General features: G+C 39.7%; 25 protein-coding genes. 15 read left to right on the forward strand and 10 right to left on the reverse strand.

The window, feature by feature from the left end:
• Positions 1 to 117: 117 nt before the first annotated feature.
• On the reverse strand, positions 118 to 1,164 hold the full coding sequence (locus tag ACXM0J_RS00755) for a hypothetical protein (protein WP_086264821.1): 1,047 nt from the start codon (positions 1,162 to 1,164) through the stop codon (positions 118 to 120).
• 16 nt (positions 1,165 to 1,180) lie between these two features.
• Positions 1,181 to 2,107 carry an acyltransferase gene (locus tag ACXM0J_RS00760; protein ID WP_086264822.1) on the reverse strand — a complete coding sequence of 309 codons (927 nt, stop codon included), beginning with the start codon at positions 2,105 to 2,107 and terminating at the stop codon, positions 1,181 to 1,183.
• Between the two features lie 246 nt (positions 2,108 to 2,353).
• On the opposite strand from ACXM0J_RS00760, the gene ACXM0J_RS00765 reads away from it, so the two are divergent.
• The 10 genes from ACXM0J_RS00765 (at position 2,354) to ACXM0J_RS00810 (ending at position 12,360) form a co-directional block, all read left to right on the forward strand.
• Positions 2,354 to 3,007, forward strand: a complete 654-nt coding sequence (locus ACXM0J_RS00765) for a YiaD family glycine zipper/OmpA-like lipoprotein (protein ID WP_005070886.1) — start codon at positions 2,354 to 2,356, stop codon at positions 3,005 to 3,007.
• Between the two features lie 193 nt (positions 3,008 to 3,200).
• Entirely contained in the window at positions 3,201 to 5,240 is a 2,040-nt protein-coding gene (locus tag ACXM0J_RS00770) for a UvrD-helicase domain-containing protein (protein WP_005070868.1), read from the forward strand.
• Between the two features lie 24 nt (positions 5,241 to 5,264).
• Positions 5,265 to 5,717 carry a dUTP diphosphatase gene (gene dut / locus ACXM0J_RS00775; RefSeq protein WP_002121799.1) on the forward strand — a complete coding sequence of 151 codons (453 nt, stop codon included), beginning with the start codon at positions 5,265 to 5,267 and terminating at the stop codon, positions 5,715 to 5,717.
• A 199-nt stretch (positions 5,718 to 5,916) separates the two neighbouring features.
• The gene (locus tag ACXM0J_RS00780; protein ID WP_086264823.1) at positions 5,917 to 7,335 is read left to right on the forward strand and encodes a phosphomannomutase/phosphoglucomutase; all 1,419 of its coding nucleotides are present in this window, start codon (positions 5,917 to 5,919) and stop codon (positions 7,333 to 7,335) included.
• A 15-nt stretch (positions 7,336 to 7,350) separates the two neighbouring features.
• On the forward strand, positions 7,351 to 8,256 hold the full coding sequence (gene argB, locus ACXM0J_RS00785; protein ID WP_002121716.1) for an acetylglutamate kinase: 906 nt from the start codon (positions 7,351 to 7,353) through the stop codon (positions 8,254 to 8,256).
• A 122-nt stretch (positions 8,257 to 8,378) separates the two neighbouring features.
• Positions 8,379 to 9,161, forward strand: coding sequence for a GNAT family N-acetyltransferase (locus ACXM0J_RS00790; RefSeq protein ID WP_086264824.1), 783 nt, complete (start codon positions 8,379 to 8,381; stop codon positions 9,159 to 9,161).
• 108 nt (positions 9,162 to 9,269) lie between these two features.
• Complete coding sequence (locus ACXM0J_RS00795; RefSeq protein WP_086264825.1) at positions 9,270 to 10,118, forward strand: class II glutamine amidotransferase; 849 nt, start codon at positions 9,270 to 9,272, stop codon at positions 10,116 to 10,118.
• A gap of 251 nt (positions 10,119 to 10,369) precedes the next feature.
• On the forward strand, positions 10,370 to 10,825 hold the full coding sequence (locus tag ACXM0J_RS00800; protein ID WP_086264826.1) for a bacteriohemerythrin: 456 nt from the start codon (positions 10,370 to 10,372) through the stop codon (positions 10,823 to 10,825).
• Positions 10,826 to 10,978: 153 nt separating this feature from the next.
• Positions 10,979 to 12,046 carry an SLC5/6 family protein gene (locus ACXM0J_RS00805; RefSeq protein WP_139841464.1) on the forward strand — a complete coding sequence of 356 codons (1,068 nt, stop codon included), beginning with the start codon at positions 10,979 to 10,981 and terminating at the stop codon, positions 12,044 to 12,046.
• Positions 12,046 to 12,360 (forward strand): RnfH family protein, encoded by a 315-nt coding sequence (locus ACXM0J_RS00810; protein WP_086264827.1) that lies wholly within the window; start codon positions 12,046 to 12,048, stop codon positions 12,358 to 12,360. The genes ACXM0J_RS00805 and ACXM0J_RS00810 overlap by 1 nt, the downstream gene beginning before the upstream one ends.
• 64 nt (positions 12,361 to 12,424) lie before the next feature.
• Here the strand turns inward: ACXM0J_RS00810 and ACXM0J_RS00815 are convergent, their stop codons facing one another.
• On the reverse strand, positions 12,425 to 12,823 hold the full coding sequence (locus ACXM0J_RS00815) for an outer membrane protein assembly factor BamE (RefSeq protein ID WP_002121740.1): 399 nt from the start codon (positions 12,821 to 12,823) through the stop codon (positions 12,425 to 12,427).
• Between the two features lie 111 nt (positions 12,824 to 12,934).
• Here ACXM0J_RS00815 and fur point away from each other — a divergent pair, with 111 nt between their 5' ends.
• Positions 12,935 to 13,372, forward strand: coding sequence for a ferric iron uptake transcriptional regulator (fur, locus tag ACXM0J_RS00820; RefSeq protein WP_016141990.1), 438 nt, complete (start codon positions 12,935 to 12,937; stop codon positions 13,370 to 13,372).
• A gap of 69 nt (positions 13,373 to 13,441) precedes the next feature.
• Here fur and ACXM0J_RS00825 read toward each other — a convergent pair whose 3' ends face one another.
• A complete protein-coding gene (locus ACXM0J_RS00825; RefSeq protein WP_032037409.1) occupies positions 13,442 to 14,560 on the reverse strand; it encodes a PilT/PilU family type 4a pilus ATPase in 1,119 nt (372 codons plus the stop codon).
• A gap of 19 nt (positions 14,561 to 14,579) precedes the next feature.
• The gene (locus ACXM0J_RS00830) at positions 14,580 to 15,617 is read right to left on the reverse strand and encodes a type IV pilus twitching motility protein PilT (protein WP_002121749.1); all 1,038 of its coding nucleotides are present in this window, start codon (positions 15,615 to 15,617) and stop codon (positions 14,580 to 14,582) included.
• Positions 15,618 to 15,743: 126 nt separating this feature from the next.
• Here ACXM0J_RS00830 and ACXM0J_RS00835 point away from each other — a divergent pair, with 126 nt between their 5' ends.
• Positions 15,744 to 16,436: a YggS family pyridoxal phosphate-dependent enzyme gene (locus ACXM0J_RS00835; RefSeq protein WP_086264828.1), complete on the forward strand. Its 693-nt coding sequence runs from the start codon at positions 15,744 to 15,746 to the stop codon at positions 16,434 to 16,436.
• Between the two features lie 200 nt (positions 16,437 to 16,636).
• Here ACXM0J_RS00835 and ACXM0J_RS00840 read toward each other — a convergent pair whose 3' ends face one another.
• Together ACXM0J_RS00840 and ACXM0J_RS00845 are read right to left on the reverse strand one after the other, a co-directional pair.
• Complete coding sequence (locus ACXM0J_RS00840; protein ID WP_086264829.1) at positions 16,637 to 20,233, reverse strand: SbcC/MukB-like Walker B domain-containing protein; 3,597 nt, start codon at positions 20,231 to 20,233, stop codon at positions 16,637 to 16,639.
• Between the two features lie 9 nt (positions 20,234 to 20,242).
• A complete protein-coding gene (locus ACXM0J_RS00845; RefSeq protein WP_086264830.1) occupies positions 20,243 to 21,511 on the reverse strand; it encodes an exonuclease SbcCD subunit D in 1,269 nt (422 codons plus the stop codon).
• Positions 21,512 to 21,675: 164 nt separating this feature from the next.
• Between ACXM0J_RS00845 and ACXM0J_RS00850 the strand changes: the two genes are divergently transcribed.
• Positions 21,676 to 22,149, forward strand: a complete 474-nt coding sequence (locus ACXM0J_RS00850; protein WP_213034388.1) for an OsmC family protein — start codon at positions 21,676 to 21,678, stop codon at positions 22,147 to 22,149.
• Positions 22,150 to 22,223: 74 nt separating this feature from the next.
• On the opposite strand, the gene ACXM0J_RS00855 is transcribed toward ACXM0J_RS00850, so the two are convergent.
• Complete coding sequence (locus ACXM0J_RS00855; RefSeq protein WP_001059437.1) at positions 22,224 to 22,601, reverse strand: VOC family protein; 378 nt, start codon at positions 22,599 to 22,601, stop codon at positions 22,224 to 22,226.
• A 380-nt stretch (positions 22,602 to 22,981) separates the two neighbouring features.
• Here ACXM0J_RS00855 and ACXM0J_RS00860 point away from each other — a divergent pair, with 380 nt between their 5' ends.
• Together ACXM0J_RS00860 and ACXM0J_RS00865 are read left to right on the forward strand one after the other, a co-directional pair.
• On the forward strand, positions 22,982 to 23,434 hold the full coding sequence (locus tag ACXM0J_RS00860) for an ABZJ_00895 family protein (protein ID WP_032004218.1): 453 nt from the start codon (positions 22,982 to 22,984) through the stop codon (positions 23,432 to 23,434).
• A gap of 83 nt (positions 23,435 to 23,517) precedes the next feature.
• Complete coding sequence (locus ACXM0J_RS00865) at positions 23,518 to 24,423, forward strand: TIGR01777 family oxidoreductase (protein WP_086264832.1); 906 nt, start codon at positions 23,518 to 23,520, stop codon at positions 24,421 to 24,423.
• Here the strand turns inward: ACXM0J_RS00865 and ACXM0J_RS00870 are convergent.
• Together ACXM0J_RS00870 and hemB are read right to left on the reverse strand one after the other, a co-directional pair.
• Positions 24,415 to 25,530 (reverse strand): NAD(P)/FAD-dependent oxidoreductase, encoded by a 1,116-nt coding sequence (locus ACXM0J_RS00870; RefSeq protein ID WP_086264833.1) that lies wholly within the window; start codon positions 25,528 to 25,530, stop codon positions 24,415 to 24,417. The two genes, ACXM0J_RS00865 and ACXM0J_RS00870, sit on opposite strands and share 9 nt — an antisense overlap.
• 25 nt (positions 25,531 to 25,555) lie before the next feature.
• Positions 25,556 to 26,569: a porphobilinogen synthase gene (gene hemB / locus ACXM0J_RS00875; RefSeq protein WP_086264834.1), complete on the reverse strand. Its 1,014-nt coding sequence runs from the start codon at positions 26,567 to 26,569 to the stop codon at positions 25,556 to 25,558.
• Positions 26,570 to 26,681 lie beyond the last annotated feature (112 nt).

Consider the following 26,681-nt stretch of genomic DNA (forward strand, 5'->3'; position numbering starts at 1 on the left):
TCTTCCTTCAAGGCGTTAAACGAGCTGTAATATCGTTAAGTTTATTGTAAATAGGGCAAATGCTAGAACAATTCGTGCCAATTCTCTAGCGTGATTCATAAAAAATTAAATAAATGCTTATTCTTTGATTCGATCATACTCCGCAAGGGTTTGTTGCCATTGTTTGACCTTAACTTGTTTGCGTACAGACTCCAGTGTCTCAAACACGACAGATTCAACCAATTGCTCAAGCTGACGATTATTAATATTTATTTCACTTACTCTTTGAGAAATTAATTGATAAGTGGGATTTGGAGTATCTTGAGATCCCTCAATTAAAGGTTCAATTAAACCTGCACTAATATTTTCACCTAATCTTTGACCAATACTTTGAATTTGTTGTTCAATGCGTCCGCCCACCAAAGGAATTAAGCGTAATAATTGAGTTAACTCAGGCGTATCAATGATGGCTTGATCTACAATTTTACCCACACCTTTTGTAATGGCAGGCTTTTGTTCTTTTAAAGCGGTCGCTAAAGACTCTTGTAATAATGCGGTTAGAGCGACAGTAAATTGTTCACGATGATGATTAACCAAGTCGTGAATAATTTGTTTATGACTAGAACTGGTTTCAAGTTCATATCTAATGCCATCAATCACGGTAATTACAACGCGGTCAGATAACTCTTCCATTACGACGCGATAGTAAAACAACCCAGTTTTTCGCCAGCTTTCCGGAACAACTGGATAGCCTAACTCATGTAAACGGTAAGCAATAATCCCTGCGCGGAATAAACGTAAAAAACGGAGTTGAGGAATAATAGCTAAAATTTCATACCAGTGAATAAACGGGAAAAAGAACCAACGCTTATGGTGCTTGTTGATAATCGCAATAGCCCAGCGCACAAGCAACTCAACAATTAAAAAACCAATAAACCAAGCTTCTGATGTAATCACCCACGGATGTAGTGAAGTACGATAAAAGCTGAGTACTTGGGGCAAGTGAATATGTTCAAAGAACCATGCCCCAATACTGCTCATTAGAAAGAAATTAGTCGCAAGACAGAACAAGTTAAAAATGATAATAAACACCATAAAGATGTCGTAGACCAAAAACAGCTTAAATGAAAGGCTGTTTGGGTCTACATGATGATATTTCGTTTTTTTCCCAGAACTGTTTTGCATAATAACGGGCGCTTTCTTAAATATTTATAGTGGTATATTGAGACTTCATTTGTTCAATAAGTTGATCTTTTTCAGTCCAAATGTCATGAACCCATTGCTGAAAACGTTCACGATAAGCCGCATTATCTTCATAATTGCCGCCAAGCACCCACTCTGGAATTTCAATTTTACGTAAGTTAACCGCAATTTTTGAAACATCTCCGAGCCAGAAATCACTATATCCCGGTACACCATCAGGATAGACGATAGTCATATCAACTAGGGCATCGATTTTGTCACCCAAGATATTTAATGCAAGTGCTAAGCCACCTGCTTTGGGTTTTAGCAAATGCTTATAAGGTGATTTTTGCTGATCATGTTTTTCTTGAGTAAAACGAGTCCCTTCCAGATAATTTAATAATGTGAAGGGCTGACTTAAAAGCTGCTCACAGGCTTTACGCGCTTCCATCATGTCACGGTCTTTAAGTTCAGGATTCTTCGCGATCTGTTCTTTGGTGTGACGTTTCATCATTGGGAAGCCTAAAATCTTAAATGCTTGACCAACAAAAGGAATAAAGATGAGTTCCCATTTAGTAAAGAAACGGGTGAGTGGCATACGTGTTAAACCAAAATATTGATTTACAGTCGTGTCTACCCAACTTTGGTGATTACAAGTCATTAGATAACGACCTTGCATATTCAGATCAAGTCCTTCATCAATGGTAATGTCCCATTTTAGATTAGGAAGAACATGGTCAATTAGCCAATTATTTACCCCTAACCAGCTATTTGTAATTTGAATATTAGTTTCATCTATTTTTGATGATTTCTTTAAAAGCTTGGTCAGACCTAATGCAAGAACAGGGGGACCATGAAAAAAAGTACTTCCTGTAATGACTGTACCTACAGTGAGTCCACGTGTAATTTTTTTTAGCGCAGATTGTTTATTGGGTGCAGTTGGCATATAAATGACCCCGAATGTCTCAAATCCATAGAAAAGTTGTTCAACTATAACTGTCATAATATGAAATACAACGATATCTTAGACAACAATGAAGAAATTGTGATGAGGTTGCATCTTAAAGTGCATCAAAATATTACAAAAAAGTAACTAAACTGTTTATTATTAACAAAATATCAATGTTTTATACTTCCTTTTTGTTTCATTATTCATTCAGACAACAAAACACACAAAGTGAGGAGGCATGCAATGCGTGCATTAGTTATTTCAACAGTGGTAGGGGCAGCAGTAGTACTTTCTGGTTGTCAAACAACTGGTAATAATCTTGGTGGCGTTGAATACGATAAAGCCGCATTAGGTACTTTAATTGGTGCAGCAGCTGGTTATGGTATTTCTAAATCAAATGCAAACTCTAGCCGTCAAAACAACCGTGCTGCGGCAATTGGTGCAGTTCTTGGTGCTGCTGGTGGTGTATATCTTGACCAGAAAGAGAAAAAATTACGTCAACAAATGGCGGGTACTGGTGTAGACGTTGGCCGTAACCCAGATGGTTCTGTTCAATTGATCATGCCTGGTAGCATTACTTTTGATACAAACAAATCAAACATCAAGCCAAACTTCTACGCAACTTTAAACAAAGTGGCTCAAACTTTGGCTGAAGATAACAAGAGTGCAATTCTTGTAACTGGTTATACTGATAACACTGGTAATGATTCAATTAACATTCCATTATCACAAGCACGCGCTCAATCAGTACGTAGTTATTTAGCTAGCCAAGGCGTATCTGCTAGCCGTATCGACGCGCAAGGTTATGGTTCATCTAACCCGATCGCAGATAACTCAACTGCATCTGGCCGTGAACAAAACCGCCGTGTAGAAATCAGCATTTATGCAAAACAATAAGATCTAGTTTATTGTTTCAAAAACCACCTTCGGGTGGTTTTTTTATGGGTGCAGTACAAGAAATAATCACGACATTCTGCGGCGCATAAATTGCATTATTAGACATCATTTATACATATCCGTAGATTTACTATTGGGATTCTAAAAAAGAGATGACTATAATCATGCTCGAAAAATTAAGAGGTAATACACGATGTCATCTGCCAGTCAATTGAACAACAAGCAAGAAGAAGCCATGAAATATACTCAGGGCCCTTTATTGGTGCTTGCTGGCGCTGGTTCAGGTAAAACATCGGTAATTACCCGTAAAATTGCTTATTTGGTGCAGCATTGCCGTATTCCAGCGCATCGTATAACTGCAATGACCTTCACAAACAAAGCTGCACGTGAAATGAAAGAGCGTGTGACCAAGCTTCTCTCACGTGAAGAAGCAAAAGGTCTATCCGTATCGACCTTCCATACTTTTGGTTTAAACCTTTTACGTTTAGAACTTAAAAATTTACCTTTAAAAGCTAATTTTTCGATTTTAGATGCAGATGACTGTAAACGTATTTTGATGGATCTTATGCATCGCGACAATTTATCGGGTGCAGAGAGTAAAGAATTAATTGCTAAAGCAATGAAGAAAATTTCAGATTGGAAAAACGATCTGATTTTGCCGGAACAAGCACATTCGACTTGTGAAACACCGGAAGATGTCCAGTTTGCTCATCTTTATCAACTTTATGAACGTAATTTACGTGCTTACAATGCCGTCGATTTTGATGACTTGATTGTTATGCCAACACGTTTATTGCAAGAAAATGCAGAAGTACGTGACAAGTGGCAAAACCGCGTTCGCTATTTATTGGTTGATGAATATCAAGATACCAATACGGCCCAATATATTTTGGTCAAACTATTAGTTGGTGTAATGGGGCAGTTCACCGCGGTAGGTGATGATGACCAGTCGATTTACGCATGGCGTGGTGCTAAGCCTGAAAACATGGCATTGCTTAAACAAGACTTCCCAAATCTACATATTATTAAGCTTGAGCAAAATTACCGTTCGACCAGCCGTATTTTAAAAGCGGCCAACTGTGTGATTCAAAACAACCCACATATTTTTGACAAGAAATTGTGGAGTGATAAAGGGCATGGTGAAGTTATCCGAATCATTACATGTCGTAATGATGATGATGAAGCAGAGCGCGTGGTAAAAGACTTACTGACTCATAAGCTGATGAACGGTAAGAACTGGAAAGATTATGCTGTTTTGTATCGCGGAAACTTTCAGGCACGGGTATTAGAAACCCAGCTTCGCCAAATGCAAATTCCGTATAAACTCTCTGGCGGTACATCGTTCTTCGCCCGTGCAGAAATTAAAGACGTGATGAGTTATTTACGTCTTATTATTAATCCAGAAGATGATAGTGCTTTCTTACGTATTATTAATACGCCTAAACGCGCAATTGGACCAGTTACTCTTGAGAAGTTAGGTTTATTCTCACAAGAAAATAATTTGTCTTTACTCGGTGCTTCTGCTGACCAGCGTTTAAGCATGGTGCTGCCTAAAAAAGCGGAAACACAGCTTCATGAATTTGCCGATTTTATCGCGACATTTACTCGTGAATTGTTGGAAGATGATGAGCCTGTGCCTAAAGTTCGTCAAATGATGAACGAAGCGGGTTATATGGATTATGTTCGAGAACAGTCAGCAACTCCTGCACAAGAAAAAAGTAAACTCGATAATATCGAGAACTTATTTACCAGCATTCAAAATCTGATTAATCGTGCTGAAGATGTTGATGAAAAGAATATTGAAAGTGTCATCCGAAAACTAGTTTTGCTCGATCTGTTAGAACAGCAGCAGGAAGAAGAAGATACAGATAAAGTTAACCTTCTTACTTTGCATGCAGCAAAAGGTCTGGAATTCCCATATGTATACATTATGGGACTTGAAGAAGAACTATTGCCTCACAAGAACTCGATTGCAGCAGAAACCATTGAGGAAGAGCGCCGTCTCATGTACGTGGGAATTACACGTGCACGCCAAGGTTTAACTTTAACTTTAGCGGAACAGCGCAAAAATGGCGGACAGATGAAACAAATGACGCCTAGCCGTTTCCTTGATGAGCTTCCACAAGATGAGCTTGAGTGGTTAGGGCGTAAAAAGAAAATTGCGGCTAATGTTGACCCTAAAGAACAGGCTCAACAATATCTGGCAAATTTAAAAGCTTTATTAAAGCGTTAATTTTTTTAATTTTTAGGAAATCCCATGAAAGTTCAAGTGAAATTGCTCGATCCGCGTTTAGGTAAAGAATGGCCTTTACCTTCATATGCAACAGCAGGTTCAGCGGGTTTAGATTTACGTGCCTGTTTAGATGAAGCAATTGATATTGAACCAGGACAAACTGTTTTAGTTAAAACAGGTATGGCAATTTATATTCATGATGTAAATTTTGCTGGTTTAATTTTACCACGTTCAGGTTTAGGTCATAAACACGGGATCGTGCTTGGCAACTTAGTTGGTTTGATTGATTCAGATTACCAAGGTGAATTGATGGTTTCAGTTTGGAACCGTGGTCAAACTACATTCCGTTTAGAACCTGGTGAGCGCTTGGCACAGTACGTTTTAGTGCCAGTCGTACAAGCTGAATTTGAGCAAGTAGAAGAATTTGAAGAAACTTTACGTGGTGCTGGTGGCTTTGGTCATACAGGTAAACAGTAAGTTTTTCTAAAATATTAACGAAAATCAAACGCCTGTTGAACAGGCGTTTCTTTTTATATCTTGAATGTTACAATGGATTATATTACAACACGCTTTACTCATATTCTTTTAACTTTTTTAGCAAACAAACCTTTCAAAAATTTTGAATAATCTATGTTTTTGCGATAGATCGAATTGATCTTTAAATAGAAGATACGCTATGAATGTAAGACACTCATTTCCAAAAAGTATTTTTCGTGCTTACGATATTAGAGGCAAACTTTCTTACTTAACCACGGACGTTGTCCGTTCAATTGCCTACGGATTGGCACAACAATACAAACAAGCAAAACAAACTCAATTAGTGATTGGCTATGATGCCCGTCTCACAAGCCCAGCCTATGCACACTTAATTGAAGAAATTTTAATAGAACAAGGTTTAAATGTGACTAATATTGGTTGCTGTTCATCACCAATGATGTATTACATTGCACGAGATTTTGGTGGCAATGGCATTATGGTGACAGCAAGCCATAACCCAAAATCTGATAATGGTATTAAGTGGATTTTAAAAGGCGAACCGCCGTCTCCGGAAATGATTCAACAGGTGGGTGAAGAAGCCCAAACTTACGTTCCAAGCCATTCAATTTCTGTACTTGAGTTAACCTTACCGCAATTTAAAGCTGAATTTTGCCAGCAATACCAACAAGCCATTTTTAAAGATATTCAGTTAAAACGTCCTTTAAAAGTTGTTTTAGATGGTTTGCATGGTTCAGCTGGGCATTGTTCAAAACTAATCTTAGAAAAAATGGGTTGTGAAGTCATTGCTTTACGCACTAATCCAAATGGAGAGTTTCCAGATCACGCACCAGATCCATCACATGCAGCTCATTTGATTAGCTTGCGAAAAGCCGTGGTCGAGCAGCAGGCTGATATTGGTATTGCTTTGGATGGTGATGGAGACCGCGTTGTTTTAGTCGATGAAAAAGCACAGATATTGACCGCAGACCGCTTATTGTCGCTTTTTGCCCAAATGTGCCTTGAGCAGCACCCAGAGCAAGAAATTGTTTTTGATGTGAAATGTTCGCGTATGGTTCAAGAAACTGTCGAGAAACTCGGCGGAAAAGCAAAAATGATCCGCACGGGAAGTAGTTTCCTAAGAGCTTATTTATCTCAATCGAATGGGCGTGCCATTTTTGGTGGAGAATATGCAGGTCATTATGTGTTTAATGATGGCCGTGGTTTTGGCTACGACGATGGTTTATATGCCGCATTACGAGTAATGGAGTATTTTACCCAATCTGATACCGCTACAATTTCTGAATTATTTGCTCCATATCCAGAAAGATGTTGTACAGAAGATACCTATATTGGTACTTATCAGTCCGATCCAAAGTATGTATTACAAGATATTGAGATTTTAAGTCATCGCTTAGGGGCACGTATTAGTAAAATTGATGGCGTACGTCTTGATTTTGATGATGGTTTTGGCATTATTCGAGCATCAAATACTGGTGAATACTTTACAGTACGATTTGATGCAGATAATCCTTTACGATTAAAGGAAATCCAGCAAAAATTTGTGGATATGTTACAAGAACACTATCCGCAAATTGCACAAGAACTTTCAGAGGCCTAAGTAAGGAGAGGCGTAATGCCACAACATCAGCATATCGGTGTCGACAAAGCAAAAATCTTGATTGAAGCTTTGCCGTATATTCAACGCTTTACTGGTAAAACGCTGGTGGTGAAATACGGTGGCAACGCAATGACTGATCCGGAGCTTGAAAGTTCATTTGCTCGAGACATTGTTTTACTTAAAACTGTAGGATTAAATCCGATTGTTGTTCACGGTGGTGGGCCACAAGTGGACTCATTCTTAAAGCAGTTAGGCCGTGAATCTGACCGTATTGACGGTATGCGCGTAACTGATGCAGCAACCATGGAAGTGGTTGAAATGGTATTAGGCGGTAGCGTAAATAAATCAATCGTTAATTTGATTAATAAACACGGTGGACGTGCGATTGGTTTAACAGGTAAAGACGGCAATTTACTTCGTGCCCGCAAATTGCTCATGGAAAAGCAAGAAGAAGATGGTTCTATCAAACATATCGACTTGGGTATGGTTGGTGAAGTGACTGGCGTTAAAACAGATGTATTGGAAATGTTCACCCAAAGTGACTTTATTCCAGTTATTGCACCGCTAGGTGTAGATGAAGAAGGCAATACTTATAATATTAACGCTGATTTAGTTGCAGGCAAAGTTGCAGAAGCCTTAGGCGCTGAAAAATTAATTTTGCTCACCAATATTAGCGGTGTGCTTGATGAAAATAAAAATCTGTTAACTGGTCTTACGACGCAAGAAGTTGATCGCCTCATTGAAACAGGTGTGATCTATGGCGGTATGATTCCTAAAGTAGGCTGTGCGCTTGATGCTGTTAAAGGCGGCGTTGTTAGTGCACATATTGTTGACGGTCGCGTGCCACATGCCACATTACTTGAAATCTTCACTGATCATGGTGTTGGAACGCTGATTTCTAACCGCACTAAAACAGCTTAAGAAATCCGTTATTTTCAATAAAAAGATCACCCTAGGTGGTCTTTTTTTATACCATTTTGATTTGGTCATTTTTTTGTCATGAGCTTTGACTAGTGTAGGGGGTGTCACTAGGAGCGTTCATTATGCTGGAAAAATTTAATCAATATCGCCAAACCTGGACTTTACCTTTAAATCGTCATAAAGCAATAAATCAGACGCAATTTCGTTTTGAGTGGGTTGATAATTTAAAAGAATTACAAGATGTACAACGGTTTCGTGCACAACAATTTAGCCAACAATTCGGAATCAAGTTTGAAGATAACTTAGACCAAGATATTTACGATTTTGGTTGTGAGCATGCAGTCTTACGTGAAAAATGGACTGGAGAAATTGTAGCGTATACGCGTCTAAAACTATTTCAAGGCCATGAAATAGCACAGAGTTACAGCGCACATGAGTTTGATATTGTTCCCCAGCTTTACCATCTTCCAAATGTGTTAGAAATAGGCCGTACTTGTGTACATCCCCGCTTCCGTAATGGTAAAGCGTTATCTATGTTGTGGTTAAACCTTGCACCCAAAGTGCTATGGTCAATGCGTGCTAAATATTTAATGGGCTGTGTCAGTATTCATTTGCAAGATAATTTGGCTAGAGCATACTACACGCATCGCCAGATTCAGCAGTTACCAGAAAGTAAAACGATTGATATCCGTTCAAAAAAAATCTATGAACCTGAATATCCTGAGTTTAGCTTCCCACAAGATGAACGTATGCCAAAGCTGTTCCAAATGTATCTGAGCATGCAGTCAAAACTATCGAAACAGGCATTTTTTGATGAAGAGTTTAACTGTTTGGATTATTTTGTATTTCTTGAGGTAAATAAAGTCGCAACCTCATTTGTGATGAATAAAATGGTGCAGCGTTAATCATATTTTCTATTTTGTAATAGCCAGCACATATTGAGATTTGCAAGCACTTTTACTCTCATGCACAATAGAGCAGATGGGGTAATTAGAAGTAGTTTAAAAAGCGATATGTGCCAGCTATTAGGAATGAATTGTGCAACACCAACGGATATCACTTTTTCCTTCCGTGGTTTTTCACAGCGTGCAGGAATTACCTCAGATCATAGTGATGGATTTGGCATTGCATTTTTCGAAGATAAGGCGTGCCGTTTATTCGTTGATAACCAATCGGCAGTTGAGTCTCCAATTGCCGATCTCATTCGTAATTATCCTATTAAATCACGTAACGTGATCGCTCATATCCGTAAGGCTACTCAAGGTAAAATTACTTTAGAAAATTCTCATCCCTTTATTCGAGAGTTGTGGGGACGGCATTGGATTTTTGCTCATAATGGCGATTTACATGACTTTAATCCGCCCTTAAGTGGGCGTTTTACACCTGTGGGCAACACAGATAGTGAACGAGCTTTTTGCTATTTGCTTGATCAGTTGGTTGAAGCATTTGGTTATGAAGAACCAAGTCTTGATGAAATATTTGAAGTATTAGAAAAGATTTCTCCGCAAATTGCAGAATACGGTACATTTAATTATTGCCTATCTAATGGTAAGGCATTATTTAGTTATGCCATTACTAAATTACATTGGCTCGTTCGTGAATATCCATTTAATCATGCTCATTTAATTGACTTAGATGTCGAAGTCGATTTTAGCCAAGTAACCACTCCAGAAGACCGTGTGGCAGTAATAACAACTGAACCTTTAACACATAATGAAAATTGGACAGCGTACCAACCTGGTGAAATGATTTTATTTCAACATGGTGAACCAATTAAAAAGGCGATTACTTTTGTAGAAAGATTGAAGCGTGAACAAGAAAATCCTGAACTTAAACGTATTACGCGCGCAGATCAGTATTAATATAAAATACATTTAAAATATATAAATAAGGATGTTTATATATTTTAGTCATTTAATGTAAAAATAGTTTGTTTAAAAAATACTTTATTATTTTAGTTGGTTAATTTTAATTAAATAATTTAAAAACAATAACTTGTGTTGAATATAATTTTTATGGGCTAAAGCCGACAAATTAGGTTTGTTTTTATTTATATTCTTTAAATATATCATGCAGTTTATGCAACAATCATTAAACATCATTGGGGAGATGTATGAAAATGAAATGGGCTTCAGAATATAATACGGGTATTGATGTTATTGATGAACAACATAAACGGATACTTGATTATATTAATGAAATTGATGATGTAAAAAATGATGAAGATAGACGTCGTATTAAGGATGTATTAGACAATATTATCGATTATACGCAATCACATTTTACTTTCGAAGAAAGTTTGCAAGAGGAGGCTGATTATAAATATCGTGTACCTCATAAACGTGTACATGATTTATTTATTAAAAAAATAGAATTATATCGTGAACGTTTTGAAATGGGTCATACGATTGAATCAGAGTTACAAGAAATTTTGGCTAAATGGTTAATTAATCATATTCAACATGATGATGCCGATTATGTAGGAGCAGTAAAAGAAAATATGATGGGAATTATTAGAGAAAAAGAAAAAAAGAAAGGGAAAAACTGGTTTGCTCGGTTTTTCTCATAACCTGAAATAAAAATAAATCATAATTTCAGTTAGCGCGGCAAACTATCGTTTCGGTAGTTTGCTTTTTTTATTGAGCAAACTTTGATTTTCAAGCATGACACGGGCAAAATATCTCTAGTCTTTTTCAAGGAATGCATAATGCAGGACATACCTATGTCACGATGGTTATCGCCCCTGATGGCGTTTTGCTTATCTTTCATCATTATGGCGACATTGGCACCCACGATGGGCATCCAGATTGATCGTCAACTCGATTTCTGGTTATTGTGGTTAGGCACAATGTTGTTATTGGCACTACCAGTTTGTTATTTGGAAATTGCGTTAGCAAAACGGTCGAAGACTACAGCCTTAAATGCTTTATCAAGTTTAACTCGTGAAGCAGATAGTTCCCCAAAATGGCGTTTGGTTGGCTGGCTTGCGGTTATTTTTATTCCATTTTTAGCAGGTAATGTATTAAGTACTGCTGGCAATTTATTGACTACACAGCTTAATAATAGTGTTTCAGGGCAACTTGTTTTTGCTGGCTTTGCTGTTGTGGCCCTCATTTTATCCCTTATTCCACGTCAGATTTTAATTTTACTGATGACGGTTGGTGTAATTGCTTCTCTTGTTTTAGCTAACACGATGGGAACGACTTTACAGCCTTGGCATTGGACTAATGTTGAGTTTAAAGAGTGGGGTAATGCAACTGTACTTGCACTTGTTGCGAGTGGGTTAGGCTTAGGGCTTTACTGGCAAAATAGTGTAGGTGCTGTTCAGCCACAAGAAGGAGCAACGAAAACTGTTCTTCCAATCTGGTTAGCTCAGTTAATTGCTGTGATTGCCTTCGGATTCTTTTCTTTACAAGCACAGCTTCCTGTTTTTACTTGGATCTTTACCGCAGTAATGACAACAGCGTTATTTGTCCAATTGGCTAGAGAGCAGCTTGCTCAGCGTCAGCTTATGCCTATTTTACAGTGGGTGATTATTGTTGTAGCGATTGCTGTTTGGGCTGTGCCTGAGCTTCATAACATCTTTACGCTGATTTTGATGCTTTGGGGATTACTTATTTGCTTGATCTATGCCATTTTTGCTGGCTGGATTATGAAAATTAGCCATTTGCGTAAATCTATGAATTTTAGCAATGAGTTGTTTTATAACTTATGGCGCATTGCGGTACGTATTGTATTGCCGCTTTCAATTGTGATTGCCATGATTGCGGTAATTGGACAAATTATCTGATGGAAAAAGCTCAGCAAGTGTGGGTTGCTTATGCAGCTCCAGAGCAACAGTTTTTAGTTGCTATTCCATTTGAAGCTGGTATGACTGCATTACAAGCAGTTGAGACGAGTGGTTTGCAGACACAGGTCAGTTTGCCTGAGCCATTACAACTTGGCATCTTTGGTGCAAAAGTTGAAGCACATACGATTTTGCAAGCTGGTGATCGAGTTGAGGTTTATCGACCTTTAACGATCAATCCCAAAGATATACGTCGTAAACGCGCTGAGAAAAACCCTGTGGGGCGATATATTAAAAGTAATCGCTTTAAGCAATAAGCCCCATAAACAAAACCCCTCAAAGTATTTCACTTGAGGGGTTTATTTTTATTAGAAAAAACGATTATAGTGGTGGTGCAGTTAAAATCGCTTCTTTAGAAGCAGGTAAACCTGGTTGCGATTCTGGAATAGTTTCTAAACCTTCAATTTTAGTTACAGTACCAGTCCCATCAAAGTAAATTTTTAAATGCTGACCATGTGCTGCGGGGATTTTAGCTTTTTTAGCATAAGTTCCCGGGATATAGTTGTAAATGTAGTCCCAACGTAGAGGATTTAGAGGATCAGTCACTGTTGGACTACCAAGCAAAAAACGCACTTGCTGGAAATTCATGCCGACTTGTACTTGAGAGGCTTGAGCTTTGGTCAATGGAGTCCCTTGAGGAATATCAACCTTATACACACCAAAGATTGAACAACCAGCAAGGAGTGAAGTGACTAATAACGTCAGCACGAGTTTTTGCATTTTGCTACACTATCCCAATAAATTATGATGCATTTGATCAAAGGATAGATCATACTTCATCTAAATTCTATTGCCTATTCCAACTTGAGATTTGTTGAGAGACCTTTTTTCATGCCTATTTCCAATCAAGATTTGCGCAAAGCTGGACTTAAAGTTACCCTTCCACGAATTAAGATTTTGGAATTATTAGAAAATTCAAAACAACATCATCTTAGCGCTGAAGATATTTACAAGACTTTGTTAGAACAAGGGGAAGATGTCGGCCTTGCGACAGTTTACCGTGTGTTAACACAATTTGAAGCTGCGGGTATCATTCAGCGCCACCATTTTGAAAACAATCATTCTGTTTTTGAAATTATGCAAGAAGATCACCACGATCATTTGGTTTGCCATAATTGCAACAAAGTTATTGAATTTACTAATGATATTATCGAGAAAGAACAGCATGCTGTAGCAGAGCAACATGGGTTTACCTTAACGGGTCACTCATTAAACCTCTACGGTTACTGTAACGAACCTGAATGTCAGGAAGTGCTGCGCAAGAAATAATCGTTTTCACACAAAGAAAACAAATAAAAAAGGAAGGTTACGTTTAACCTTCCTTTTTTTATGAAGAAATTACTGTCGGTCGAAGGTTAGATGCTGATTTGTGCCTGCAATTTGATCAGGACTTTCTTCAGCAAGCTTAATTGTTAAACGTAAATCGTTTGGTGAGTCGGCATGTTTTAATGCATCTTTGTAGGTAATTTGGCCTGACTTATAAAGATCAAACAGTGCTTGGTCAAAAGTTTGCATACCGAGTTCACGTGAGCGTTTCATTAAATCTTTAATTTCATGAATTTCGCCTTTGCGTATATAGTCTGAAATTAGTGGTGAGTTAATGAGAATCTCAATCGCTGCACGGCGCGAATTACCATCAGGCGTTGGAATAAGTTGCTGTGCAATCATGGCCTTTAAGTTAAGTGATAAATCCATGTAGAGCTGGCTATGACGGTCACTTTCAAAGAAGTGAATAATACGGTCAAGTGCTTGGTTGGCGTTGTTCGCATGCATTGTGGCTAATACAAGGTGACCTGTTTCGGCGAAGCCAATCGCGTAGTCCATAACTTCACGAGAGCGAATCTCACCAATCAAGATTACATCGGGTGCTTGTCGCAAAGTATTCTTTAAGGCAATTTCAAATGAGTCTGTATCAATTCCGACTTCACGTTGAGTAATGATGCAGCCAGCATGTTCATGAATAAACTCAATCGGGTCTTCAATAGTAATGATATGACCTTTAGAGTTATGGTTCCGATAGCTAATCATTGAAGCCAAAGATGTCGATTTACCTGTACCTGTTGCCCCTACAAAAATAATGATGCCACGTTTGGTCATCGATAAATCTTTAAGCACAGGTGGTAATTGCAAGTCATCAATTGAAGGAATTTTAGTTTCAATTCGACGTAGTACCATGCCTGGCATGTCGCGTTGCTGAAAAGCACTCACACGAAAGCGGGCAGTTTTATCACGGTTCATAATGGCAAAGTTACATTCACGAGTCTCAGCAAATTCTTTGCGTTGTTTTTCACTCATGATGGAGTGTAATAGTTGTCCAATAATTTCGCCTGAAAGACTATTTTTTGAAATGGGAACAATTTGCCCGTTAATCTTCATCGATGGTGCAACGCCATCTGTAATAAAGAGGTCGGATGATTTTTTTTCAACCATGAGGTTGAGTAGGTCATTAAAATCCATATTTATTCTCTAGTTATTTTTATAGAAATGATTCAGGCTGTTTGGCAGCAGTACGAGCTGTTTGAGGGCTGATCACACCGCGAGACACCAAATTTTTTAAGCTTTGGTCGAGGGTGGTCATGCCATGATTTGCGCCAGTCTGAATAGCTGAGTACATTTGCGCGACCTTGTTTTCACGAATTAGGTTACGAATGGCAGGAATACCAATCATGATTTCATGAGCTGCGACACGTCCGCCGCCATTCTTTTTAAGCAGGGTTTGTGAAATAACAGCCTGTAAAGATTCAGACAGCATGGCACGAACCATATCTTTTTCTTCGGCAGGGAATACGTCAATCACACGGTCAATGGTTTTCGCAGCAGAAGTGGTATGCAGCGTGCCAAACACCAAATGACCTGTTTCGGCAGCGGTAAGCGCTAAACGAATAGTCTCTAGGTCACGCATCTCACCGACCAAAATAATATCTGGGTCTTCACGCAGTGCTGAACGTAGCGCCTCATTAAAGCCGTGTGTATCACGATGCACTTCACGTTGGTTAATCAAACATTTCTTAGATTGGTGTACAAATTCGATAGGGTCTTCAACCGTTAGAATGTGGTCATAACGATTTTCGTTGATGTAGTCCATCATCGCTGCAAGCGTCGTTGATTTACCCGAACCTGTTGGACCTGTCACCAGTACAATCCCGCGAGGATAGTCACAAATGTCTTTAAAGATTTGTCCTAAGCCTAAATCTTCCATGGTGAGTACTTTGGACGGAATGGTACGAAACACTGCACCCGCACCACGGTTTTGGTTAAATGCGTTAACACGGAAACGAGCAACGTTGGGTACTTCAAAAGAAAAGTCGGTTTCGAGTTTTTCTTCGTAGTCACGACGCTGTTTATCATTCATGATGTCGTAGACCAAACGATGAACATCTTTATGATCTAGAGCAGGTAAGTTAATGCGACGGACTTCACCATCAACGCGAATCATTGGTGGCATGCCAGCAGATAGGTGTAAATCGGACGCGCCATTTTTCACAGAGAAGGCGAGTAGCTCTGTAATATCCATAATTTCCCCAAGTAAATCAAAATATGTCATTATTTTGTAGAATAATATACGGCTTTCACCGAGGCTTACCAACACCTCGCTTTAGGTGAAAAGCAAAAAAGTTTTTTGAAAATGAGAACCTTGTCAATGAATTACCTGCAAGATGCGCGTCAGCACGTATTACAGCAAATCCAAAGTGCCTGTGTACATGCTCAGCGTGCGCCTGAAACTGTGCAACTTTTAGCCGTATCGAAAACACATCCAAGTGAAAGTTTGCGTGAAATGTATGCAGCAGGGCAAAGAGCATTTGGCGAAAACTATTTGCAAGAAGCTTTGGAAAAAATCGAAGCTTTACACGACTTAGACATTGAATGGCATTTTATTGGTCATGTTCAACGCAACAAGACGAAGCATTTGGCCGAGAAATTTGATTGGGTACATGGTGTAGATCGTTTAATTATTGCCGAGCGATTATCTAACCAACGTGGCGATGATCAATCTGCACTTAATATTTGTTTGCAAGTCAATATTGATGGGCAAGACAGTAAAGATGGTTGTTTACCAGATGAAGTTGCCGAGCTGGTTGCTCAAATCAGTCAATTACCAAAAATCAAGTTACGCGGTTTAATGGTCATTCCAGCACCTGACAATACTGCTGCATTTGCAGATGCTAAAGCCTTGTTTGATGCTGTGAAAGACCAACATGCCCACCCACAAGATTGGGATACTTTAAGTATGGGAATGTCGAGTGATTTAGAAGCTGCAATTGCTGCTGGTTCAACCATGGTTCGTGTAGGAACAGCCTTATTTGGTGCTAGAGACTATTCGCAAAAAGGCTGATGTAAGCTTTATCTTACAGAAATTGCGGCCTTTTGCGGCTATGGTAGACAATACTTTTTTCGTACTATGAACTCATCAGGAAACAGGATGTTTCTAAGAATAACAATAAACAGTGATGAATGGATGCATACAGGTACGACAGGAGTCATACCAACGCAGAATCTAAAAAAGCCCCGACAGGATGTCGGGGCTTTTTAGTTTTAACCTACTACTTCAATGGTACTTGCACCCGCGCCGAGTGGTTTTACCTGAATTTGTACAGGAATACGCTCATGCATTTCTTGAATGTGTGAGATGAGAATGACTTGGCGTCCCTGATTTTGCAATTGGTCTAAAGCATTCATGACCATATGTAAAGATGAAGCATCTAAAGTACCAAAGCCTTCATCAATAAACAGCGATTCAATTTTCATTGAACCCGAGGCCATATTGGCAATGGCTAAAGACAAAGCCAGTGCAGTTAAGAAGGACTCACCGCCAGACAAAGATGCAACAGAGCGGGTCTCTCCATCCATGTCGTGGTCAATAATCGCAAGGCTTAAAGACTGATCTAGACGTTTTAGCGTATAGCGTTGAGACAGCATTGCCAGTTGCTGGTTGGCGTGTTCAACTAAAATATCTAGGTGATATTGCTGAGCATAGTCGCGGAACTCTTTTCCTTTGGCATCACCAATCAAGCCTGAAATTTTGCTCCAGCGATGTTCTTCTTGCTGAATATTTTGAATTTGCTCGGCATATTGTTGCTGTTTAGCCAGATTTTGCTGATGGACTTCAAGCTTAAGCTTGAGGCGATCACGTACTTCAAGCTGGGCTTTGAGCTCTACAATATTGTCTTGAATAAGGCTAACAAGCTTTTCATATTCAATATCTGGCTGAGTTTGTAAGTGCTCGCTCAATTGCTCTTGCATAGTTTTAAGGGCAGAAGAGGCTTCACTTAATAAACGCTCTGCATAATTAAGACGGTTACGAATGTCTTGCTCTTGGGCTGAATTAATTTGTATGAGTGCCGTAAGATCAGATGCTTGAAAATCAGTATGGGTTTTTAACCAGTTTTGAATTTGCTCATCAACCTGCTGCTGATGTTGCGAGGTGTGTTGATGTTGATGCTTGAGCTGATCTAGCGCCTGTTTTTGCTGTTCAAAGTGTTGTCTGGTTTGTTCGAAACGTTGTTTGGACTCATGGTATGCCGTTTGTTGTTGCTGACGTTTGGCGTCATGCTCAATTAACCATTCATGTGGTTTAAGATCCGAGCGACCTGTCATTTGCTGAATGAGCGATACCGCTTTTTCATTATTTTGCTGACCTTTAAGCGTAATCTCTTGGAGATTTTGATCGATCTCATCAATTTGCTTAGTCATTTGCTCAAGGTTGGCAGCTAACATTTTAAGTTCTTGTTGTTGCTGTTCAAAACGCTGTGAAAGCTGTTCTTGTTGCTCAAGTTGCTTAGCGCGTGCATCTAAAACTGACCAAATCTGCTTAGCTGTTTGGCTACTTGCTTGCTGCCATGCATGCTGTTCTGTTTCAGACAAGCACTCAATAATATGTTGAACTTGTTGTTGCCATTGCTGTGCCGTATTGAGCAAGCTTTGATTGTGCTGAATAGATTGAGCGAGCTGATTGTGCTGTTTAATCGCTTGGGTTAAACGTACGTTTTCTGAGTCAAATGAACTTATAACAGTTTGTGTGGCTTGTCTGAGTTCATTTAGTATTTGCAAGATTTGTTCAGGGGCTTGATTAAGCTCAATATGTAACTGATTGAGCTTAAGCGCTTGCTCAAGTTCTTGCTGTAAGTTTGTTTGTTTTGCCTGAAGTTGAGCTAAATATTTCTGAACTTGCTCAAGCTCGGCACGACACTGGGTGAGGGCATGCTGTTGGGTTTGCCACGCATTAAATGTAGTTTGCTCGAGTGCAATAGCTTGTTGCTCTTGCTGTTGCTGCAAATCGAATAAAGCTTTGGAAACTGCACTGTCATCAATACGGTAGGGATGATGGGTGCTTCCACAAACTAAACACGCTTCACCTTCTTTAAGATTGGCCCGTAACTGCTCAATATTTTCGGTGTGTAGTAAACGCTGCTGTTGCAAAATGTGCTGTAACTTTTCACGTTCAGTTTTTGCTGTTTGGTATTCTTGTTCAGCTAACTGGCAAACGGTTTTAAGCTGCTGTTCTTGGGCTGAGACTTGAGTTTGTTTTTCAGTGAATTGCTGAAGCTCAGCATATAACTCATGATAAAGTTTAACTTTCTGTTGAATCAGATCTAGCTGAGTGATTTGAGCAAGTTTCTGATCTTTATCTTTACGTTGCTGTTCAAGCTTTAACTCAATTTGTTCAACTGTACCTAGTGAAGCTGTGAGTTGTTCAACTTCACTTTTAGCTTCCGATAGCTTTTGGCGAGCAAGGGTAGGGTTACCGAGCTGTCGTTCAATCGTTTGGTAATTTTGAATAAATTGCCCAAGTTGATGTAGATGCGCTGAAAGGCCTTTGTCCAATACAGCATATTGCTGAGTCTGGGTAAGTTGTTGTTGTAGATAAACTTGACTCTGCTCAAGTTGTGCAATCTGCTGTTGCACAGTATTTTGCTGTTGTTGCAGTGGACTGAGTTTCTGCTCAAGTACATTTTTCTTTTCTTTGCACTTTTTATATTCATCGGCAATAAAGGCACGTTCTTGAATGGACTGTCGAACTTGATTTAAAGCTTGTTGATGTTGTTGCTCAAAATCGAGCGTTTGTTTGAGTTGTTGTTCTGCAAGTTGATATTGTTTTTGTCCGGTTTCAAAAATTTGTACTAAATCATTAAACTTGGTTTGCGCTTGCTGAATTTGCGGCTCAAGTTGTTGTAGCGTTTGTAAATTTTGAGCTTGCTGAAAAACTTGTGGGCGTATTTCAGAGAAAACTTCGAGTCGTTTTAATTGCTCACGTTCAGGGGCAAGTTGCTGATGGTGATTTTGCTGGGTTTGAAACTGTTGTTGTTTAGCTTGAACTTCTTGTTCAAGTTTTGCTTTACGTTCAAACCATTGTTGTTGTTTGTCTAAAACATTTTTTTGTTGTTCTAACTGTTGATGGTTTTGCTCGGCTTGCTGATATTGTTCGGTAAAAGCCGCAATATCTTCATCAGACAAAATTTCGATATGTCCTAAAAACTCTTCAAGCTGTTTACGCTGCTTTGCAATATCGGCTGTTTTACGAAAAGCCAATTCACCGATTTTGGCGAAAATGCTGGAGTTGGTCAGGTACTCAAGTAACTCACCACGCTCGCTGTCTCGTGCTTTTAAAAACGCGGTCACTTCTGACTGAGCAAGTAGTACAGCACGAGTAAACTGTTCAAAAGAAAGCTGTGTAATTTGTTTAACTTTTTCATCAACCGCTTTGGCTTTATCGGCAAGCACCACACCATCGGTTAGACATTTTAAATGGCGTTGCACGCTTTGTAATTTACCATTTGGGTTTTCACGTGCACGTTTAATTTCCCAGCGTGCCAAATAGCGTTTTTGATCTTGTGCGATAAAGCAAAGTTCCGCAAAACCATGTCCTGTACCACGGCGTAAGACAGTTAAAGGTGAGTTGGTGAGTAACTCGGAACCATCAACATCTTTTAATTTGCCATCGCTGTCTTTAAGACGAGGCACCCGATTAAACAAAGCCAGACACATGGCATCTAAAATGGTTGACTTACCTGCGCCTGTTTTCCCTACAATTGCAATCAGACCTGCATGGGCGAGAGGCGCGCTTTCAAAATCAATAAAGTGTTCATCAGAAAGAGATGCCAGATTTTTTATTCGAATGGATAAAATTTTCATGACATATCCTTAAGGGGTTGCATCATTTTCAAGATGTTTTTGTGCTTCTTGTACTAGGCTTAGAAAATCTTTTAAGACAGCATCATCGGCGCTGTAACCTTGTTTTTCCCAAATATTTTGAAAGAGTTTTTCTGGTGTTGGTGGTTCAAGAGCAATGTGCTGAGTAGTATTTGAATCGGTCGCGTCTTTATTCACATATTGACGTGAAATACGCACTAAACGGTAGCGGTCAGGTGGCAGGGCTGCCTCAAACTGCTGACGTAAATTAGGCTGTGGTGGCGTTAAACTATAATATTCAATATCCACATATTCACGGTGGTCAATATTTTCAATCACGCCGTGAGGCAAGGCTTTAAGTTGTTGCAGTACCTCGTTTAGCTCACCACGAATGCGGTGCAATTGTATGCAACGTGGAATTTCGACAGCTTCAAATTGCAAACGGCTGTCTGTGTCTTGAGTCGGATCAACTTTGACCTCAACCACTTGGTGTTTATAGTTAATTTCACTAAAAGAAAGCGGAATTGGCGAGCCACTATAACGAATGTGTGGCTGACCTACTTTTTGTGGTTTATGTAGATGTCCTAAAGCGACATAGTCGACAGCATCTTCAAACAAAGTTGTTGAAAGCGCCTCTTCATTACCAATAATAATTGGGCGTTCAGAGTCGGATGTTTCTCCACCTTGCATGTGGGCATGTGACATCAAAATAAGCGCTTGGTCTGGTGTCTTGCGACGTTTGGCTTCAGCAATGAGTTGCTGGTGCAAATAGGCAATCGCATTTTTACTGTTAGTGGTATGTTCATTAAAACCCGTAATTTCGGCCGAACGTAAAAAAGGCAAGGCAAGGCACCACGCCACAATATCCTGATTTTGATTATAAATAGGTAAAAGTAGTCGATCGAGGTCTAAGGTTTTATCTTCATTCCAGCGAACCACGCCCACGGTTTTTGCGTTATATTTTTCTAAGAGTGGTTCGACCTGTTCAATACGGTAGCCTGAGTCATGGTTACCCGCAATCATGAGTGTTTGCATGTGCGGCGCAAGGCGATGAGCATCTGCTAAAAATTGGTAGAGTTGTTTTTGTGCTTGAGAACCGGGGTTAATCACATCAAAAATATCGCCGGCGATGAGTAGGGCATGTGGTTGTTTTTCTTGAATTTGAGTGAGTAACCAGCTTAAAAATTGTTGGTGTTCGTAGTGGCGTGAATGATTATAAAAAAACTGCCCCAAATGCCAGTCAGAAGTATGTAGAAAATGTACGGACATAGAAACAGACATCAAGCCAAAATAAACACAGATACGTTAGCATAAATTGGCAGGAGATTTTATCAAGACATTTTAAAGTGCTCGTTATTTAAGCCTAAGTTGAAACTTGAATTAAATTTTTCACTTTAAACGCCGCTTTGTTACTATCGACTTAAACCATGAACTTTGAGAACAAAATGACCATTCATGAATACGAAGTAAAAATACAGTGGGAAGGGAATACAGGAACAGGTACTTCTTCTTATCGTTCATATAAAAGAGACTTTAGCATTCAACATCCGCAAAAAACCACGATTCAAGGTTCATCAGACCCTGCCTATTTAGGCGATGTGACCAGATGGAACCCTGAAGATTTATTGGTGGCATCAGCTTCAGCTTGTCATAAGCTTTGGTATTTACACCTGTGTGCAGTCAATCATATTCATGTGCTGAGTTATGTCGACCATGCACTTGGTTTTATGGAAGATGCAGATCCAGTTAAACGTGGTCACTTTACCCAAATTACTTTAAGACCAGAAGTTGTTTTAGAAAAAGGTGCTGACCAAGCGCTTGCAGCAAAACTGCATGAAGAAGCACATCACGAATGCATGATTGCCAATTCGGTGAATTTCCCAATTACATGTGAAGCCAGCTTTAGCTTTGCCGAATAATCAATATGAAATAGCCACCGATAAAAAGGCGGTGGCTATATATTAAAAATAAATAGAGTCGTTAAATAAGATCTTTAAGCTGCGTTTTCATCGACTTGGAAAATACCAAAAACATTGTGGTCTAAATCGACAAAATAGCCATGCCAAGCGCGGCCCGGAATAGCGAATTTATCCATTGCGACAATACCACCTTGCGCTAAAATTTTTGCAGCTACCTCATCGAAGTTTTCGACCTGAACCGAACAGGTAAATGCATTGGTGCCATATTCCATTGGAGGTGTTTGAGCGGGGCGTTTTAATAGCCCACCCATAATTGAAGGTGTCTCTATGCGGTAATATTCAATCGGTAAGCTTTCATCGAGTTTAAATTGCCAGCCAAACACAGCTTGATAAAACTGCGCATCGCGGGCAGGGTTTGAAGACTGGATTTCAAAATAGGCAATGTTGTTCATATTATTTAAAACATATTTTTATGGTGTAAAAAGTATACGCATAGCCTTTATCGCCACGAAAGCACTATTGTGTATGGTGAGCGTAAAATAAATGAAAGTGCTAGAAAATAAAAACCGACGATTCGAGTGATGAGAGAATCGTCGGTCAAAAACTTCATCAAGGGTTTCGGCTGCTAACAAAACCTAATCCGAAGGAAGGAAAGAGTCGTAATGAAAGGTCACCGAAACAATTTTGCGGATGCCGTGCAAAGGAAGTATTCGGTTGCTGCGACCTTATTACCCTATATAACGTCAAGAGATTCGAATTGGTTGACAGAAAAATGAAAAAAAATCGAAAAAAATTTATAATTATTTTTTGAACCCATAAATTAGGCAAAAATATGACCAAATTACGTTCTTACTTTCTCTGGTTTTTTGCTTTATGCATTGTGCTCACCTTAATTGTAGGTGTGGTTGCAGCACTATTACCAGCGAGTGTAGGTGGTATTTTAACAGCTGTTCCATATTTAGGCGCAATGATTTTTGTCTTATTTAAATTTTTAAAGAAAGAACGCCGTGCCCCAACTGTACCAGAAAAAAAGAAATTTACTTTGGGTTTTACCCTGATTTTTTGGGGCTATAACTTGTGTGGTGTTTTATTTGGTCTGTTTTTATTTGCCAGAAAAGACCCTGAGATTTTGCAGAACTTTATGCTTTATCTCAAACAGCCTCAGTTTTTAAGCATTATGGTGATTATGCTTTTAATGTTAGCTATTCCGCTTTATTTAATTACCTACTGGTTTTATGGCAAACAAGCACAGCGCATGGCTGACAAAATGTTTAACGTGCAATAGATCACTACGAAAACTCATACGATTAAATATAAATGAGTCTTATACAATTAAATAAAACGTGAATCCTCAGCTTAGGAGGAAATATGAATAAGAATGTATTAATTACAGGTGCAAGTGGTTTTATCGGAACACATTTAATTAAGTTCTTGCTACAAAAAAATTATAACGTGATTGCTGTGACACGGCAGGCTGGAAAGGCATCTGACCATCCTGCCTTGCAGTGGGTACAAAAGTTTGAAGATATTTCGACCCGACAAATTGATTATGTGGTGAATTTGGCAGGTGCAAATATTGGCGAGAAACGCTGGACCCAGTCACGTAAAAAACAACTCATTGAAAGCCGTGTAAATACGACCCGAAAACTGTATGTATGGCTCAAGCAGTCTGAAATTTTTCCCGAAGTGATTGTGTCTGGTTCTGCGATTGGTTATTACGGAATAGATGATCAAGAAAAGTGGACAGAGGTGTGCACAGAACAAAGTTCACCACAGCCTATTTTTATGTCTCAGCTTTGCCAAGAGTGGGAGCGAGCAGCTTTAGCAGATCCTCAACAAAATACTAAAATTATTCGCTTAGGTGTGGTGTTTGGGCAGGGCGGTGGCATTTTGCCTAAAATGTTGCTTCCTATTCGACTCAATTTAGTCGGTCAAATTGGTCATGGTCGTCAGCCTGTGGTTTGGGTACATATTGAAGATGTATTAAACGCAATTGAGTTTATATTTCAGCATCCTCAATCTGCTCAAATTCACAATGTCGTAGCGCCAGAAAACGTGACTCAAAAAGCTTTTGTTGAACAAGCTGCTGCGGTACTCAATAAGAAACCATTATTGTCGGCGCCAAGTACGGTTTTTTGCTGTTTGCTAGGAGAGCAGTCGCAATTGATTTTGAATGGGCAATACGTTAAACCCGCTGCCTTACAAGCAGAAGGATTTGAGTTTGCTTATCCTCAGTTAAAAATGGCTTTAGAGAATATACTCTCCTCAGGCTAAGATTTTATTTTGCAAACGCTCTGGTGAATAGGCTTTGGCACCCACTAATGTCGGTTGATCCAGCATAAGCTGACGGAGCAATTGCGCAGAACCTGCACCCATGCATAAACCATTTCTAAAATGACCAAAGTTTGCCCATAGGTTGTCCATTTCAGGCATTTTGCCAATGTAGGGAACGCCATTTGGTGAACTTGGTCTGAGGCCTGCCCAGCGATGTACAATCGGGAAATCGGCCAGTTCAGGTACCATTTCTAAACACGCTTCTAAAATATTGTGCTGCGTAGTTTCATCGGTAGAGGTGTCAAAACCACGATGTGCCATGCTTGACCCACACACAATATGACCATCCATACGAGGAATCAGATACATCACTCGATTCATACACATGGTCGGTAGCCAGTGAGCAGGGGTTTTAAATAACAGCATTTGGCCTTGAACAGGTTCGACTGGAATTTCGAGTTGTAATTGTGAGTTCCAGTAATGGCTCCAAGCGCCCGAAGTTATTACAAAATGGTCTGCTGTATGTTTTCGACCATCTTCAGTTTGTAGCGCCTGTATCACATCGCCCTGTTGAATCAGTTTTTTAACAGCAGTGTGTTCGAAAAACTCAACTTTTGGATGTTGTTTTAAATAGCGAATCAGTGACTGTAAAACGCGTGGGTTGCGAATATTAGACAGTTCAGGGAAATAAATGGCTTCTTGAAACTGATCGGAAATATGTGGATTAACTTGCTCTAGCGCATCTCGTTGTAAGTATTCACAGCGCTGCATCGGTTCTTGATGCTGCTCGGCGTAGGAAAGTCCAACGTCAAAATCTTCTTCATCAAAAATCAGCATGCCTGTGTCATGAATTTCAAAATCAATCCCTGTAACAGGGTAGAGCTTTTGGTTCCATGCTTGATAAGAGGCTTTGCCAAATTGAGCAAGTTGGTTCACTGCATGCACATAGCGCCACGGGTACATCGGAGAGAGAATACCTCCGCCAGCCCAAGAGGCTGCTTGTCCCGCTTGTTGTTGATCAAAAATGCTGACTTTACAGCCTTGTTCAACCAACTCCAGCGCAGACATTAATCCACTTATGCCCGCGCCAATGATTGCAATATGCATGCAGTGTTATCCTTTCTCTGCGAACTTAGTTCATTTCCTTGAGTTTTTCAGCAGCGGTTTCTGCAAAGTAAGTCCAGATTCCGTCTGCACCAGCACGGCGGCAGCACATGAGTGATTCTAAAATGACTGAATCTGATAACCAGCCATTTTGAATTGCGCCGGCTAACATTGCATATTCGCCACTCACTTGGTAAATGAATGTAGGAACACCAAAGGTATCTTTCACTTCACGTACCACATCCAGATATGGCATGCCCGGTTTTACAATCACCATGTCGGCGCCTTCTTGAATATCAAGCGCGATTTCATGTAAAGCTTCGGCACGGTTGGCAAAGTCCATCTGGTAGTTATATTTATTACCACCTTTGAGGTTGGATGCAGAGCCAACAGCATCACGGAACGGACCATAGAAGCTAGACGCATACTTTGCAGAGTAGGCCATGATGTTGGTGTAGATGTAACCATTAGCTTCTAAAGCCTGACGAATTGCGCCAATACGGCCATCCATCATGTCACTTGGTGCAATTACTTCGGCACCTGCTTCTGCGTGACTTAAGGCTTGTTTAATCAAGCATTCTACAGTCTCGTCATTTAGCACATAGCCTGTTTCATCAATAATGCCGTCTTGACCATGAGTGGTATATGGGTCGAGGGCACCATCGGTAATTAACACCATTTCTGGTAATTCTTTTTTAAGCAGACGACATGTGGTTTGTACTAAACCATCTTCATGCCATGCAGCTTCTGCGGTGAGGCTTTTATCTTCTTGCGGGGTAACTGGAAAAAGAGCCAGTTTTGATACGCCCAATTCCAAAAGTCTTTCAGCTTTTTTCAGTAACAAATCTGCCGACAAACGCTGAATGTTCGGCATACTTGGAATATCTTGGGTCTGATTTTGTCCCGGTAATACAAATACTGGATAAATCAAGTGATTGGTAGTGAGCTGTGTTTCGCTGACCATCGCACGCAACTGGTCATTTTTACGGATACGGCGCATGCGAGTGGCTGGAAATGCAGGACGATTGAACGTATAAGTCATAACAATCTCGATGTTCGGTATTACACTAGGATAGGTTGGCGGATATTCCATTACTGTCAACCGACTGCTGTATTGTAGCCCCATAATGGTGTATTTGTACAAAATTATGGGC

The organism is Acinetobacter sp. GRABPA_MV_2, assembly GCF_056725885.1.